Below are 14,807 nucleotides of genomic sequence, written 5' to 3' on the forward strand. Positions count from 1 at the left end.
AGTTATTAGCCATCGAGCCAAGCAAGATAAACCAATTTCAAACAAGCTAGACTATATATTAAGTTCTGTAAATAGAAACAATCTATCTCTTAACTATAAACATGACTAGCCAACGAATTTTAATCTGGTATAGAAACGATCTGCGCATACACGATAACAAACTAATCTATCAAGCACTAAAAGAAAAAGCTCAAATAATACCAGTGTATTGCTTTGACAAAAGACAATTTAGACAAACCCATTTTGGCTTTCCAAAAACAGGGAAATTTCGCGCACAATTTTTGCGAGAGAGCGTTGCCGATTTGCGAAATTCTCTACAAAAACTCGGCAGTAATTTAATTGTACGTCTAGGATTCCCAGAAAAAATTATACCCGATCTCGCTCAAGAACTAAATATCGATGCCGTTTACTATCACGAGGAAGTTACATTCGAAGAATTAGCCGTCGAAAAATCGCTCAAAAAAGCTTTATCTCAAATAGGAGTAAAAGTCAATAGCTTCTGGGGCGCTACGCTTTATCATCCCGATAATCTACCTTTTAAAATACACCAAATACCCGAACTTTTTACTAACTTTCGCAAACAACTCGAAAAAAAATCTACAATCGATCCAACCTTACCATCTCCGCAAAAATTACCTCCACTACCAGAAGTAGATCCAGGAGAAATTCCCCAGCTATTGGACTTAGGAATTGAGGAACCTATATCTGACGAACGATCTGTTCTGAGGTTTCAAGGAGGAGAAACAAAAGGATTGGCACGGCTACATAATTATTTTTGGGAAAAAGATCGTCTCAGAGTTTATAAAGAAACTCGTAATGGCATGCTAGGTTCAGATTATTCATCGAAGTTTTCTCCTTGGCTAGCTTTAGGCTGTTTATCTCCTCGCCTGATTTACGAACAAGTGCAAAAATATGAGTCAGAAAGAATTAAAAATGATTCCACTTATTGGTTAGTTTTTGAATTGCTGTGGCGAGATTTTTTTAGATTTATTTGTGCCAAGCATGGCAATAAAATCTTTCATGAATCTGGCTTGCAAGGAATAGATATCCCTTGGAAAGAAGACTGGAAAAGATTTCAACTGTGGCAGAAAGGAAAGACAGGTTATCCCCTAGTTGATGCTAACATGCGAGAATTAGCAGCAACGGGATTTATGTCGAACCGAGGCAGACAAAATGTTGCTAGTTTCTTGACAAAAAATTTAGGAATTAATTGGCAGATGGGTGCAGAATGGTTTGAGTCTTTATTAATTGACTATGATGTATGCAGTAATTATGGAAATTGGAATTATACGGCTGGCGTAGGAAATGATGCCCGTGGGTTTCGATATTTTAATATTCCCAAACAGTCTAAAGATTACGATCCTAAAGGAGATTATCTGAGACATTGGTTGTCAGAATTAGCTTCTCTTCCAGGCGAGAAAATTCACGAACCTTGGAAATTATCCCAGGAAGAACAAAAGCATTTTGGAGTCAGGCTGGGAGTAGATTATCCGCGTCCAGTAGTCGATTTTTTCCAGTCAGTTAAAAACAATGAACAAATTTATCAAGCTGCTGTATATCGCAGGTAATATCATTTTTCAATTCATCAGATACAAATCCAGTTTTGTAGAAGCATGAGTATGCTCCTAAAAATTGAATGTGTCATGTTATTTTTGTTTAAAATTAGTATAAGCCAAGCCAGCTGAGATCTTGCACTCTTTACAACAGATGCCTGGAAATCAATTTCCAGGCTTACATATTAAGTCCATTAAAATGGACTGAAACACTTCTCTATTCGTCTTTAGACGGCTTAAAGTATAAGGCAACGATAGAACATTGCTGACAGAGTATTGAGAATGATGCAAGATCTCGGTTTAAACCGAGATCTTGCACCTTTTGCATCAACGCCTAGAACTTCAGTTCTAGGCTCAAAGCTCAACTCGATTAAAATCGACTGAAATTCCTATCGGGTCTTTTTTATAAGACTTTTCGCTTGCACGAGAAATTCATTACAACAACAGTTGTTGAGAATGGTGCAAGATCTTAGTTTAAACGGGGTTTAGCATTTTAGACAGAGAATTTATTCTCTGTCTACTTCTAGACTGACTACCATAAGTTTAAAAATAAAGAAATCTCAACGACCAACTACTAATTCCCAAAACTAATAAAACTACCGTCAACCAATCTCCCCATTTTACGTACAAAGTTTGGGTTTGTCGCCGATAAATTGTATCGACATGAAGTTCATAAGTATTAATTCTAGAAATCCATAAAGTTTTGCCGCGAGGATCGACAACAGCAGAATAACCCGTATTCGTAGCTCTCGCTGCCCATCTGTCAGTTTCAATTGCTCGCATAACATCTAAAGCATGGTGTTGAGCGGGCATCGCTTTGCTATAATGAGCATTATTAGAAGCAGTAATGATAAACTCCCCTCCTCGTGACGCTTGGCGGCGAAAATGTTCTCCATAAGCTGAATCGTAGCAGATTCCTACAATTGCTCGTCCAAAGGGAGTATCAAATATCTGGTTTGGATTTCCTGCAATTTGTTGGTCGTCTAGAGGCGACAATCGCTTAATTACGCCGCCAATAATTTCTCTAAAAGGAATATATTCTCCAAAAGGTACTAAATTTACCTTGTGATAGCGGCTAAAAATGTCGCCCTTACCAGTAATGGTATATAGAGTATTAACGTAACCAAGTTCCTTGCCTGCAAACGCTCCTACCCAAGCAACAACGCCTTTTTCTTGAATAGTCGAGATAAGAGGACTACGCATCAAGTCGCTTGGAAAAAAAGGCAAAGCGCCTTCAGGCGTTAAGACTGCATCAACGCCTCGATCTGCTAAAATTTTGTAGCCGTTAGTGTAACCTTCAATGGCTTTACGAAACCCCTCAGCATAAAGCTTGATTTCATTCGGGATATTTCCTTGAATAATTCCAACTTTTATCCCTGTTTTGCTAGACTTCTCAACTGGTTGATTGTAAAGATAAAAGCCATATAAATGCAAGATAAAACAGAGAGTTATAGGTAAAATTAGCAGAGGAAACTTGTCTCGTTGACTTTTTTTATTAGTAAAAATTAATGCCTCGGCAATCGATCCATTAATCGCTACAATTAAAGCTGTAATCGTTGACGAGCCTGAAAATTGACCGAGTTGCAAAATTGCTAAATTGTAAGGACTTTGGGTATAAGATAAAGAACTCCACCACAAAGAACCCTGACTCCAAATCGATTCCAAACCACACCAAATAGCTGTTCCTATTAAAACTCGCAACAGAGCATCGATCGGAGTAAAATTATCTTTAAATCTTTTGAGTTTTAATTTCTCAAAAAAGGTCATTCCTAACGACCAAGCAACTACTAAAGCTGCTCCCCAAAAAGTAATAAATAACCAACAGAAAATCGCGATCGCTAAACTAGCTAACCAAGGAACTCCCATCCAAGTCATTGGATGGACACCAGTAATCCAAAATAAAGCTAAGCCATGATAGCCAAATCCCCAAGCAAGGGGAATCAGAACTTTTGAGTCGAAAAAAGGAGCTAGAAATGCTTTTTGGTTTAAAAACTTTAACTCAGTTTTTTGACTTTTAATCGTTAATATCCAAAGCGGTATTAAAGCAACCCACGCCAAATAAAAAGCGTTTGTAGGTGCGGGGGTAAGCCCCATTAATATTCCACCAAAGAGAGCAAATATAATTTGTCTCATGCTCTAATTAAAAGTTACTTGTCCGAATTCAATGCATGTAACCAATCTAACCTGTGACGAAAGACAGATGACGAAGGACAAATGACTAAAAGTCAATCTAATTCCCAAAGTTCGCGATCGCAAGGATAGGGGATCTGTACCCATTTTCCAAACAGTTTTTCCCACCAACGCGGAGGATGGGGAAGACTAGCAACTTGAATGCAGGAGCAACCCGAAAAAAATGCTCCCATGACATCAGTATGCAAACTATCGCCGATGACTATAACTTGACTCGATTGAAGCTGCATTCGTTTTAGTGCCTTTCTAAAAGCAAAGGGCCATGGCTTGTGGGCAGGATTAATCGCTGGAATATCTAGGCGTTTAGACCAATAAAGCACTCGATGTTTTCGCTTGCCATTAGAGAGGATAAAGAACTCAAATCCTTGCGCTTTCGCTGTTTCGATCCAGGTTTCTGCATGGGGAGATAGATAGCGATCGTCTTCCGAAACCACGGTATTGTCTAGATCGAGAATGATTCCCTCGATTCCTGCCATCTGGAGGGCTTCGATCTCGATGGCAGCTAAGGTAGGAACTCGTCGGCGAAAATTAATTCTTTCGAGAGTTTTTTGGCGACGACCGAGAGACTGAAGGGCGACAGTAAATAAAGAAAGTATTTTTAACATCCGTTACTCGATTATTCCCTGTTGTTTGAGCAGCAAAATAACGAACACAGCAATAACCCAAATAATAACAGTAAAGAAAATCGGCTTGTCAGTTAATAAGACTTCTTCCGGTCGTTCGCTTCGTCCTCCTTTTTCCAATCCGGTATCGTTTCTGCGAGCAATTTCTTCCGGATCGCTAATCAGTTGATAGCGAAAAATTCCGTAGATTACAAAGGGTAAGGTCAATAACATCCAAGGAGTCGAAGCACCCTTAAGCTGAGGACCCGCACTCCAAAGCGCGTAGGAAATCACCGCTCCCGTGGTAACCACGCTCTCCATGCGGTTTAAGAGTGGAAGAGAGTAGCGTCTGAGAACCGATCGCATTTTACCGCCTTGAGGCGCTAGCATTTTGACCAGTCGCAACTCGGCTTTTCGCTTTTCGATTCCTAAAAAGAGCGCTAACATCGCCGTACAGAGCAAAAACCAAGGAGATAGGACGATATTGGTTGCAGCTGCTCCGGCATAAGCTCTCAGGACAAATCCTGTCGCGATCGCAATGATATCCAGAATGACAGTGCGCTTGAGTCGCAGATTGTAGGCGACTTGTAGCAGAGCGTAACTGAGAAGGGTAAGACCTAAATAGTGCGATCGCCACCAGCCAATTGTTAAAGCCCCTACCAACAGAACTGCTGCCATACCAATAGCGACGGGAATGCTGACTAACCCGGATGCAATCGGGCGCTTACACTTAACTGGATGGCGGCGATCCGATTCGACATCGGCGATGTCGTTAATTAAGTAAAAACTGCTAGAAGTACAGCAAAATAAGACAAATGCCAGTAAACTCCCCAAAAATGTTTGCCCGTTAATACTAAAAGCAAACAGAGGGGCAGCGAAAACAATTAGATTTTTGCTCCACTGCCGCGGTCTTAAGGCGACTAGATGAGGAATGTTCAAGGAGTTTAACCTGTCAGCGCTTACGCTTGTATCGTCTCAAAATTCGATTTTGATGGCAAGGGCAAATTTGACAGCTCCCGACACATAGAAGGTGCGGGATTCTTTCCCCGATTGAGTAATCGATACAAGTCTTATCCATCAATCTTCTTAACGATGGAGAAGCAGGGATAGACTTAGTGATCGCTTCTCAATTAAACTAATCAAATTTTGAGTCTTGTGAGAAATTTTGCGAGATATTGACTTGGTCGCACTTAGGACTCTACCAAAAACCCCAGATCCCTTACTGAAATTATTTGACCATCGATTCCAATATCAACGCTTTTCATCGAACTGGACGCAATTAAAGCGATCGCCATTGAAAATCCAATAGCATATATATAGAGAGTTGTTTTTATGATAATTATCTATGAAAATCCCGGTCATATGGCTGATTAAAGGTTACAGACTCTTTATTTCCCCTCTCTTTCCTCCGACTTGTCGCTTTCATCCCACTTGCTCTCAATATGCCCTAGAAGCCGTGGAAAGATTTGGAGCATTGCGAGGGAGTTGGCTAGCGATTAAACGCATTCTGCGCTGTCATCCCCTGCATCCCGGCGGTTACGATCCCGTTCCACCCCTACCGTTCAAGAAATCAAAATCATGTCGCTGCCCTTGAGAGAGGATGAGATTTCTCGCTAAACTAGAGAGCAGTTGAGAACAGCGATCGTGGAGCTTAAACAGGTCATTATTGCCCATAAAGCCGGAGATCCCCAAAGCCAAGCTTGGGCAGAAAAATGCGCTCGACAGCTAGAAGCCCGTCACTGTAAAGTTTTGATGGGACCTAGCGGATTTAAGGACAATCCCTATCCAGTTTTTCTCGCCTCTGCCACTTCTAAAATCGATCTAGCACTTATATTAGGAGGAGATGGGACGGTACTGACGGCAGCACGACATCTCGCCCAAGAAGGTATCCCGATTTTGGCAGTCAACGTGGGAGGACATCTGGGATTTCTGACAGAACCTTTTGAAGAATTTCAAAACACCGAGCAAATTTGGGAACGCCTAGAATCGGATCGCTATGCCGTGCAGGAACGAATGATGTTGGAGGCGCGTCTGTTTGAAGGAAGTCGGATCGATCCTCAACCCGTAAGCGATCGCTTTTTTTGCCTCAACGAAATGTGCGTCAAACCCGCCAGTATCGATCGCATGCCTACCTCAATTTTAGAGATGGAAGTCGATGGAGAAATCGTCGATCAATATCAAGGAGACGGGTTATTGGTCTCAACCCCTACGGGTTCTACTTGTTATACGGCTTCTGCTAACGGTCCCATTATCCATCCCGGTATGAGTGCGATCGCAGTTACTCCCATCTGTCCGCTTAGCCTTTCTAGCCGTCCCATCGTTATCCCAGCTGGTTCTGTCGTTAGTATTTGGCCCCTGGGAGATTACGAACTCAACACCAAACTCTGGACTGATGGAACGCTAGCAACCTCAATTTGGCCGGGACAGTGGGTTAACGTCAGCATGGCAAAACGATTTGCTAAGTTTATTATCCTACGAGAAAGTTATTCTTTCTATCAAACCCTACGGGAAAAGTTGCAATGGGCAGGCGCAAGAATCCGCTATAGCAACAATCATCGCAATTAGCAGCGATCGCACTTGATGAGATCTTGGGATAATATTAATTTGGTTAATGTTGAAATTGTATATACATAGTATATACATAATAGTAGTGCGAGCGTCCCGCTCGCATATAGTCCCGAAAAGCGCTTTTTATTCCGGCTTGCACTACGTATAATTCCGATACAAACGGATTTAATATAAAGGCGCGATCGCAAAAGTCTAGCTACCCGTCCAAATGTACTAATTCTGAATCCTTCTCCAAACTTGCCCAGACTGCATTCAACAGCCCATCGAGTCCGATGCGAGCTGCGGCTGAAATAATAAAAATAGGATCTGAAGTTAACCGAGTCAGTTGACCTTTGACAGTATTTGCTATCTCCTCGTCAACCGCATCCGCTTTGTTGAGAGCGATAATCTGAGGACGATTGACTAAACCCCTTCCGTAAGCTTCTAACTCCTGTTGAATGGTTTGGTAGTCAGCGATGGGATCGGCAGCCGTCAAATCGACCAAATGCAACAGCAGACGCGTGCGCTCGATATGGCGCAGAAACTCGTGACCCAAACCTACACCCTCATGGGCACCAGCAATTAGCCCCGGAATATCGGCAAAGACAGTACCATCTCCGGTTGGTTTGCGCACCACTCCCAAATTGGGGACGAGGGTAGTAAAAGGATAATCGGCAATTTTCGGATGCGCTGAAGAAAGGGCAGCAATGAGGGTAGACTTTCCCGCATTGGGCAAGCCGATAATACCTACCTCTGCCAATAATTTCAGTTCCAGACGCAACCGCCTGCGCTCTCCTGGTAGTCCGGGTAAAGCATATTCGGGAGCGCGATTTTGATTGCTCAAAAAATGCTTGTTACCCAACCCGCCTTTGCCACCCTTGGCAGCACAGAACTGTTGTCCGTTCTCGACTAAATCGGCTAGCAGTTCGTCGGTATCGGCATCGTAGACAACCGTGCCGCAGGGAACTTCAATAATGCGATCGCGTCCGTCTGCTCCAGTACAATTATTAGGACCGCCGCGCTTGCCATTTTCTGCTCTAAAGTGGCTGGCATACTTAAAATCTAGCAGCGTTTGCAGGCGATCGGTTGCCACCAAAATAACCGAACCGCCGCGCCCTCCATTGCCTCCAGATGGTCCTCCTGCTGGTACGTACTTTTCTCGGCGAAAGGCAACAATGCCGTCGCCACCTTTTCCAGCTTCTACTTCAATTTCTGCTAGATCGATAAATTGCATATCAGTTGTTAGAGGTTAGTTCTATTAGTGAATTAGTTATTAGTTGTCTTTGCATCCCCCATAACCAACAACTAATAACAACTACTCACAAGTCTAGATATATTCTGAAACATCTTCTTTACATTCATCCGCCAGATAGGACAAGGCGCGGAATCGCAAACCGACCAACTGTTCGTAGAGGGGATTGAGCTTGCAAAGCGGGGGGATGTGGACGATTTTGCGACCAAATAGCGTGATATCTCGCTCGAACGGACATTGAGGCGGAACCATCTTACAGATAAAGCGAGCTAACCGAGGATCGTGAATTTCCATCCTGTCAAGCCAGTCCTTAATAGGATATAGCACGTCGGGATGAGGATGGGGAGGACTAACTAAAGCAGAAGCCAATTGCTCGTCCGTCGCTGAAGCCGGAGTTTCGATGGGCTTGCAAATCGTGTGCTCCAGAGCTTGTAAGGCTTTGACCCTAAGTCCGAACGCATCGCTAAATTGATGTAATAGTTCGGCTTCAGAGGTCGAATAAACGCCATCGGCTATGGCAACGAGAACGGCTGTTCTTAAGAAGTTTTCTGCAATTGTTTCGTCTCCTCCTAAAATTTCGGCTAATTCTTTTGGCTCGATAGATTTGTACAAAACCGATCCGTCAGCATCAGAAAAAGCTAATTCTTTAGTCAGCTCAGCAATCAACTCTTGTTCTTCTTGATCGTAGTGCCCGTCCGTCCAGGCGATGGTTAGCAAACCTCTCAGCCATGCGGCGATTTGTTCGTTGGTATAAGGCGATCGAGTAACGCTAATCATGACAAATAATAAAAATAGTTGACAGTATGGATTCCTCCGATTTCGATTTTATCCTTAGCTTTGCGTTACGCGCAGTGAGGCTCGATTAGGGTTTTCCATACTTCGAGCTATGGCTCTACAATTACAGGCGTTCCGATTTGCACCAGAGCGAATAAAGCGATGATGTCTCGATTTCTCATGCGAACGCAGCCGTGAGAAACTGCTCGTCCTATCAGGTGTTCGGCAGGCGTGCCGTGAAAGCCAATAAAATTTTTTCCGTCCGTCCAAAAACCGATCCATCTTTCTCCTAAAGGATTATCCGGCCCTGGCGGAACGATCTTTCCATTCCACGGATGCTCCCAAGCAGGATTTTCTACCTTTTGAATGACCTGAAAATTCCCAGTGGGAGTTTCCCACCCTTTTTTGCCAACAGCAACTGGATAACTTTCCTGGATCTCGTCGCCTTGATAAAGATAAACCCGACGCTCTCGCAATTTAAGAACCAAACGAGTGTCGAGGGAATGAATAAAAGGATTGGTAAAAGGATTAAAAGGATTGATAAAAGGGTCACTAGAAAAGTTAGTAGTCGTCGCTAGAGCGTTAAGATTTCTAGATACGGGCGCGTTCGGGATTTCAGAGGCAGTCGCCTGCCGTTGGGCATCTAATAAAGGAATTGCCGTTCCGACGCAGAGCAGCCCCAAAATTGGGTAAAGAAATTTGGTGGTGAGGAACATTTCTTTTGTAGTTGCGCCTATTTAGATTTCTTCTTAAATTTTGCCTACTATTTTGGAAAAGTTTTCCTTCTTTCGGAATATTTTCAGCCTTTAGTCCGGACTCGGTTTAAACTTGACTGCCTAAGATTTTTCAATCCTTAGTTTCTCTAACAATAGATAGAGGTCATAGAAGAATCTTCAGTCGAATATAAAACAAGAAACTTAACTAAAAAAGTTCGGAGAAGACGATGGCTATCTATAAAAACCTAAAAGCAATCACCTCAACTACGCTTTCTCTATTCTTGTGTGCGATTGCTATTGCTCCAGCTAGTGCTCAGTACTCCCCTCGGCAGAGTCAGCAGCCAACCCAACAAAGAATGATGCAGCAACAAGAACAACAGATAGGTCGCATTAGAAGCGTTTCTAGCACTGCCTCTACTTCTACAGTTGTTGTTGCGCTAGAAGATGGCACCACTCAAACCTATCAAGTCTCGAATGCGAATCCCGATCTTGGACAAGCTAGACTCAAAACCAATGATTACGTGCTGATACGTGATGAACGGATTGTTGGAGTAGCAGACAGAGGTACGATTACAAATATGACGGGATCGACGGCTGAGGTCGAACTAGAAAACGGACAGACCAGAGAGATCGAAGTCTCGCGAGCCGACATGGGAACAATGAATCTGACCCAAGGCTCTGAAGTGTATGTCGTTAACGACCAAATCGTGGCACCAGCTAGTTCTACGACGAGCCAAACGGGGGAAACGACAACCACTCCTGGCACTCCTGGCACGACCGACGAGACCACGACTCCTGATACAACCACTCCTGGCACCACAACGACTCCTGGTACGACCGACGAGACGACCACTGACGACGTAGACACTGACATGCAAGAGACTCAAACGCCAGAAGAAACTGAAGAACCCGTTAGAGGAATGTGGTAAATTCAACCGTTTGCCTTTGGATAAGGTAAGGATACGCCAATCTAGTTTGAAAGAAGAAAAAATTTATAGTCGTCCCTGGAAAAAGATCCAAATGATTTAAACGCAAGGGGTTTGAGGGGCAGAAACTAAGGTAAAATTGCCAAAAAAGAACCAAAGTCGATAAAATCTGGTAAATCTCCTCTTCTTCAAACTCAAACCTAAATCTAGGGTTTTCAGGGACGACTAATTAGCATGGAATTAATAACAATAATACTTTCTAGCTTACTGGCTGCGATTTCTCCAGTTGGCTTAATTATTGACAGCGTAGTTGAAAACACCTTACGTTCTCAAGTCGAGGATGTCGAGCAGTTAGATGTTCGCATCGATAGCACGCCTGGCTATCAAGTGCTGCAAGGGAAAGTCGATCGCGTTCGCATTGCTAGTCGAGACGTTCGACCGATTCGGGATCTCAGAATTGCAGTTGCAGAACTAGAAACCGACCCCATCGATGTAGATCTACAACGCCTTCAGAATGAAGGAGAAAAGGCGCTGTCACAGGTACTGCGCCAACCCTTCCGAGGAGCGGTTCGGCTCGCCATTAGCGAAAGCGATCTCAACCAAGCTTTAGAATCTCCCAATATCAAATCTCGACTAGAAGGGGTAATGAATAGCTTTGTGGAAGAGGCTAGCGAAGCTTCGGCATCATCTTTTAAAATATTAAAAGCCAGAGCAGACTTTTTGGGGAGCAATCGCCTTGGCTTAAGGCTGCAATTGCAGCAATCCCAGACGCGCAAAGATGTCTCGGAGCCACCAGAGCCAGTCGAAATTAAGCTAGAGGTAGGACTTAATGTGGTAGCAGGGCGATCGCTACAACTGAACGATCCCAAAGGAATGGTTAACGGCAGACGTTTATCGACTAGACTCTTGAGAGGATTGGCTGAAGGATTGAGCGAAGAATTAGATTTGCGTCGATTAGAAAACAGGGGAATCACTGCTAGAGTGTTACACTTAAACGTCACAGACGAGGAAATGCAGATTGCAGCATTTATCCGAGTGGAGCCATAAACAGAGACCAGTTATTTGATTTTGGAGTTTAGATTGTGGATTTTGGATTGGTGAGAGTTAATAGTGAGTGGTTAATGGTTAGTTTTCTTCCCATTCCCCAGTCTCCCTTATCTCCCTGCACTCCCCGTTTCCCAGTTGCCAGCCGATGAAAGATAGACAGGAACAGTAGACTGGATATAGAGGGTCAATGAGTTTAGTCTAGCTGTATCAAAGAGGAGTTCTATGCAAGATCGACCCAAAAAACCTAAAAACAATCGATTATCTCTGGGAGTTATCGCAGGAATTACCATAGCAGCGCTAGCTATCGGTGGCGGAGCCTCTTGGTTGGCTTATCGGACTCTAACTGCCTCAAAAACGCCATCCGAACCAACGGTAACCCAATCCAAACCAACGACCGCTCCGCCAGACCAATCTCCAATCCAAGAAGAGGGAGCGCAAGTTTATTGGCTTGCCGATAGTGGGGGACGCTTAAAGTTGCTGCCGACTAAAGTAGCCGTTCAAAAATCTGCAAGCGAGCAGGAAAGGCTGGAAACGGCTTTTAAGGAATTATTAGCTGGACCTAAAAAGTCATCTGAGACTACGGCAATTCCTGAAGGCACGAAATTGCTAGATTTGACCGTAGAAAAAGATGGCGTTCATCTTAACTTATCTCAAGAATTTACGACGGGTGGCGGCAGTGCTTCGATGATGGGACGCTTAGGGCAGATTGTATATACGGCAACGAGTGTAGACCCCAACACTCAGGTTTGGATTGATGTAGAAGGAAAACCGCTCGAACTGTTGGGTGAAGGAGAAGGATTGATGGTAGAACAACCCATGACTCGTAAAATTTTTGAAACGGATTTCGAGCTTTAGGAACGACTCAATCGGGATTGAGCCACATTAAAGTTTGACCGTATTCTACGGGTTCGCCGTTAGCCACGACGATCTCCATTATTTGTCCCGAAACTTCTGCTTCAATTTCGTTCATGAGCTTCATAGCCTCGATGATACAGACCGTTTGTCCCTGACGGATGCGATCGCCCACTTCTACAAACGGCGGTTCGTCAGGGGCGGGTGCTCGATAAAAGGTGCCCACCATAGGAGAAGTAATTGCTACCCATTTTGCGTCTGCGGGGGAAGGTGCAGAAACCTCTTGGGGTTCGCTGACAGGAGCGACGGGCACCGCAGACGGTTGAGAAACTGGGGAAACGCCACTCGGCGGTGCCGCTTCCACGGTAGCTGCTACAGTTTGAGTTGGTATTACTGGAGCGCTCTTACGTACCGTTAGTTCAAAATCTTCGCTTTTTAGCGTTAACTCGGTAATATCGGTTTGAGCGATCGCCCTTAACAACTCCCGAAGTTCGTTGAAATTTATTGACACAAATCGTGCATCCCATATAACAATTAGGCGTTAGTTGTCCGCGCTAAGAACTCGACGACAACTAACAACAAAAGATAAAGCCAAGCGTTCGCTCGTTCACTCTCTACCCAGATAGGAACCATCGCGGGTATCTACCTTAATCCGTTCGCCGACAGAAATAAACAAGGGAACCATTACCTGAGCGCCCGTCTCGACGATCGCGGGTTTTGATCCGCCTGTAGCCGTATCCCCTTTCACGCCCGGATCGGTTTCGATTACTTCGAGGATGACTGAAGTAGGAAGTTCGACTTCCAATACTTGCCCGTTCCAGAGTAAGATATTGACTTCCATCCCTTCTTTGAGGAACTTAGTGCGATCGCCAAGTTGCTCTGGTCTCAGATGAGCCTCTTCAAACGTTTCCATATCCATAAAGACGTATTGATCGGCTTCTTTATAGGTATGCTGCATTGTTCGCTTTTCTATCGTTGCTTGTGGAACGGTCTCGCCTGCTCGGAAAGTCCGCTCGACCACGTTCCCAGTCTGTACGTTTTTGAGTTTGGTACGCACGAAGGCAGAGCCTTTACCCGGTTTGACGTGAAGAAATTCTACAACTCGCCAGACAGATCCGTCTAATTCGATAGTTACACCACTGCGAAAATCGTTGCTCGAAATCATGAAGTGCTTTTAAAGCCTAAAAATATCGACATTTTATTTTACTAGAGAATGGGAGATGGTTAGGCTAGAAAATTTGCACTCTCAACTGCGCCAGCGCAGTACCCGTTCTTTAACTGGGTTGCTAAAGGGACGACCTTCAGAGATAGCTATTAACATCAAGGGTGGATCGTACTGCAAGCCAATCTGCTGCTTGATAACTATCTGTCGATCCTGATTTAAAAACGCTTGAATAAATGGCAGCAGGAGGGGTTTTAGTAGGGCAAACCAAGGTAGAGTTGTATAAAACAGCGTTGTCACTTCCGTCTCTATTTCAGTAATCGGAGTAATGGCGGTTAAATTGCAAACCGTATTATTGTCAGTAATGACTTGTTCGATGCGAATGCCAGGTAGCTGAAAGGAAATCGCTACTTCTGGATTTTTGCCGATGAGATTATAGAAAAAGGTCGAGCGTTCCAGTCGATGTCGCTTCATGGTGAAACCGTAGGGAGAAGGAGAGAAGGCTTTTACTTCCTCGGACAGAACTGCATCGCTACGCCACCACCAAGCGCGATGGACAAACGGTACGTGGGCTGGATCCATTAAGCCGACAACGGCTCGATCGACAAAGCAGGGGAAACGCTGTACTTCCATTGCCTGGTAGGAGCGATCGCCAAATTCGGGAACCTGCGGAATCTCGATTTCTGGCTCGCTTACAGCGGCGCGATCGCCGCGTGACATATAAATCCAGATGTTGCCCTGAATTTCGCGCACTGGATATTGTTTGACCCGAAAGCGACTCAAATCAAGCTTTTGGTCGTCAGTTAGAGAGGGAATGGCACTACATTGTCCGCCAGCGTCAAAACGCCAACCGTGATAGGCGCACTCCACCTCTTTTCCGTCGAACCGTCCGCAACTGAGGGGAACGGCTCGGTGAGGGCAGATATCGCGCAGGGCAAAAACCCGACCCGTATTAGTACGTCCAAACAGAATAGGTTCGTTTAGTAACGTCTTAGCAACTATCCGACCGGGTTTGAGCCGATCGCTGGGAAGGGCATAATACCAAATGTTACGTAAGAAAAAATTTGACTTATCCATTCTCACCAGAATTAAAGAGCGCGATCGAGCAGATCGCGCGAAGTTAGAGGTTGGATTGGGTATTGACAAGAGAGAGCTAAAACCCTACAAAGTATCTTTGGAGCGGTGT

15 protein-coding genes are annotated in these 14,807 nt (G+C 44.3%); 6 read left to right on the top strand and 9 right to left on the bottom strand.

What is annotated here, in order from left to right; genetic code table 11:
* Positions 1-101 precede the first annotated feature (101 nt).
* Positions 102-1,568: a DASH family cryptochrome gene (locus NIES593_RS12450; RefSeq protein ID WP_175561119.1), complete on the top strand. Its 1,467-nt coding sequence runs from the start codon at positions 102-104 to the stop codon at positions 1,566-1,568.
* A gap of 528 nt (positions 1,569-2,096) precedes the next feature.
* On the opposite strand, the gene lnt is transcribed toward NIES593_RS12450, so the two are convergent.
* From lnt to NIES593_RS12465, 3 genes are all read right to left on the bottom strand, one after another.
* Positions 2,097-3,686 (bottom strand): apolipoprotein N-acyltransferase, encoded by a 1,590-nt coding sequence (lnt, locus tag NIES593_RS12455; RefSeq protein WP_175561120.1) that lies wholly within the window; start codon positions 3,684-3,686, stop codon positions 2,097-2,099.
* A gap of 92 nt (positions 3,687-3,778) precedes the next feature.
* Positions 3,779-4,348, bottom strand: a complete 570-nt coding sequence (locus NIES593_RS12460) for a YqeG family HAD IIIA-type phosphatase (protein ID WP_073599888.1) — start codon at positions 4,346-4,348, stop codon at positions 3,779-3,781.
* Between the two features lie 3 nt (positions 4,349-4,351).
* On the bottom strand, positions 4,352-5,284 hold the full coding sequence (locus NIES593_RS12465) for a decaprenyl-phosphate phosphoribosyltransferase (RefSeq protein WP_073599889.1): 933 nt from the start codon (positions 5,282-5,284) through the stop codon (positions 4,352-4,354).
* Positions 5,285-5,690: 406 nt separating this feature from the next.
* Between NIES593_RS12465 and yidD the strand changes: the two genes are divergently transcribed.
* Both yidD and NIES593_RS12475 read left to right on the top strand, forming a co-directional pair.
* Positions 5,691-5,939, top strand: coding sequence for a membrane protein insertion efficiency factor YidD (gene yidD, locus NIES593_RS12470; protein WP_073599890.1), 249 nt, complete (start codon positions 5,691-5,693; stop codon positions 5,937-5,939).
* Between the two features lie 50 nt (positions 5,940-5,989).
* Positions 5,990-6,910 carry an NAD(+) kinase gene (locus tag NIES593_RS12475; protein ID WP_073599891.1) on the top strand — a complete coding sequence of 307 codons (921 nt, stop codon included), beginning with the start codon at positions 5,990-5,992 and terminating at the stop codon, positions 6,908-6,910.
* Between the two features lie 199 nt (positions 6,911-7,109).
* Here the strand turns inward: NIES593_RS12475 and obgE are convergent, their stop codons facing one another.
* The 3 genes from obgE to NIES593_RS12490 all read right to left on the bottom strand — a co-directional run bounded on the left by obgE (position 7,110) and on the right by NIES593_RS12490 (position 9,634).
* Positions 7,110-8,126, bottom strand: coding sequence for a GTPase ObgE (obgE, locus tag NIES593_RS12480; RefSeq protein ID WP_073599892.1), 1,017 nt, complete (start codon positions 8,124-8,126; stop codon positions 7,110-7,112).
* A gap of 93 nt (positions 8,127-8,219) precedes the next feature.
* Complete coding sequence (locus NIES593_RS12485) at positions 8,220-8,921, bottom strand: Mo-dependent nitrogenase C-terminal domain-containing protein (RefSeq protein ID WP_073599893.1); 702 nt, start codon at positions 8,919-8,921, stop codon at positions 8,220-8,222.
* A 107-nt stretch (positions 8,922-9,028) separates the two neighbouring features.
* Entirely contained in the window at positions 9,029-9,634 is a 606-nt protein-coding gene (locus tag NIES593_RS12490; RefSeq protein ID WP_073599894.1) for a L,D-transpeptidase, read from the bottom strand.
* 227 nt (positions 9,635-9,861) lie between these two features.
* Between NIES593_RS12490 and NIES593_RS24165 the strand changes: the two genes are divergently transcribed.
* The 3 genes from NIES593_RS24165 (at position 9,862) to NIES593_RS12505 (ending at position 12,462) form a co-directional block, all read left to right on the top strand.
* Entirely contained in the window at positions 9,862-10,563 is a 702-nt protein-coding gene (locus NIES593_RS24165; RefSeq protein WP_073599895.1) for a TOBE domain-containing protein, read from the top strand.
* A 231-nt stretch (positions 10,564-10,794) separates the two neighbouring features.
* Complete coding sequence (locus NIES593_RS12500; protein WP_073599896.1) at positions 10,795-11,607, top strand: LmeA family phospholipid-binding protein; 813 nt, start codon at positions 10,795-10,797, stop codon at positions 11,605-11,607.
* Between the two features lie 222 nt (positions 11,608-11,829).
* Entirely contained in the window at positions 11,830-12,462 is a 633-nt protein-coding gene (locus tag NIES593_RS12505; protein WP_073599897.1) for a GerMN domain-containing protein, read from the top strand.
* A 7-nt stretch (positions 12,463-12,469) separates the two neighbouring features.
* Here NIES593_RS12505 and accB read toward each other — a convergent pair whose 3' ends face one another.
* The 3 genes from accB to NIES593_RS12520 form a co-directional block, all read right to left on the bottom strand.
* Positions 12,470-12,970, bottom strand: coding sequence for an acetyl-CoA carboxylase biotin carboxyl carrier protein (gene accB, locus NIES593_RS12510; RefSeq protein ID WP_073599898.1), 501 nt, complete (start codon positions 12,968-12,970; stop codon positions 12,470-12,472).
* 96 nt (positions 12,971-13,066) lie between these two features.
* Positions 13,067-13,624, bottom strand: coding sequence for an elongation factor P (gene efp / locus NIES593_RS12515; RefSeq protein ID WP_015145905.1), 558 nt, complete (start codon positions 13,622-13,624; stop codon positions 13,067-13,069).
* 81 nt (positions 13,625-13,705) lie between these two features.
* Positions 13,706-14,698, bottom strand: coding sequence for an aromatic ring-hydroxylating oxygenase subunit alpha (locus tag NIES593_RS12520; RefSeq protein WP_073599899.1), 993 nt, complete (start codon positions 14,696-14,698; stop codon positions 13,706-13,708).
* Positions 14,699-14,807: the final 109 nt, after the last annotated feature.

It is taken from the genome of Hydrococcus rivularis NIES-593, from assembly GCF_001904635.1.
In the GTDB taxonomy this organism is placed as follows: Bacteria; Cyanobacteriota; Cyanobacteriia; order Cyanobacteriales; family Microcystaceae; genus Hydrococcus; species Hydrococcus rivularis.

Bases quoted from the DNA above. Each gene is read 5' to 3' on its own strand.
- NIES593_RS12450 (WP_175561119.1), top strand. From the start codon at position 102: ATGACTAGCCAACGAATTTTAATCTGGTATAGAAACGATCTGCGCATA.
- lnt (WP_175561120.1), bottom strand. From the start codon at position 3,686: ATGAGACAAATTATATTTGCTCTCTTTGGTGGAATATTAATGGGGCTT.
- NIES593_RS12460 (WP_073599888.1), bottom strand. From the start codon at position 4,348: ATGTTAAAAATACTTTCTTTATTTACTGTCGCCCTTCAGTCTCTCGGT.
- yidD (WP_073599890.1), top strand. From the start codon at position 5,691: ATGAAAATCCCGGTCATATGGCTGATTAAAGGTTACAGACTCTTTATT.
- obgE (WP_073599892.1), bottom strand. From the start codon at position 8,126: ATGCAATTTATCGATCTAGCAGAAATTGAAGTAGAAGCTGGAAAAGGT.
- NIES593_RS12485 (WP_073599893.1), bottom strand. From the start codon at position 8,921: ATGATTAGCGTTACTCGATCGCCTTATACCAACGAACAAATCGCCGCA.
- NIES593_RS12490 (WP_073599894.1), bottom strand. From the start codon at position 9,634: ATGTTCCTCACCACCAAATTTCTTTACCCAATTTTGGGGCTGCTCTGC.
- NIES593_RS24165 (WP_073599895.1), top strand. From the start codon at position 9,862: ATGGCTATCTATAAAAACCTAAAAGCAATCACCTCAACTACGCTTTCT.
- NIES593_RS12500 (WP_073599896.1), top strand. From the start codon at position 10,795: ATGGAATTAATAACAATAATACTTTCTAGCTTACTGGCTGCGATTTCT.
- NIES593_RS12505 (WP_073599897.1), top strand. From the start codon at position 11,830: ATGCAAGATCGACCCAAAAAACCTAAAAACAATCGATTATCTCTGGGA.
- efp (WP_015145905.1), bottom strand. From the start codon at position 13,624: ATGATTTCGAGCAACGATTTTCGCAGTGGTGTAACTATCGAATTAGAC.
- NIES593_RS12520 (WP_073599899.1), bottom strand. From the start codon at position 14,698: ATGGATAAGTCAAATTTTTTCTTACGTAACATTTGGTATTATGCCCTT.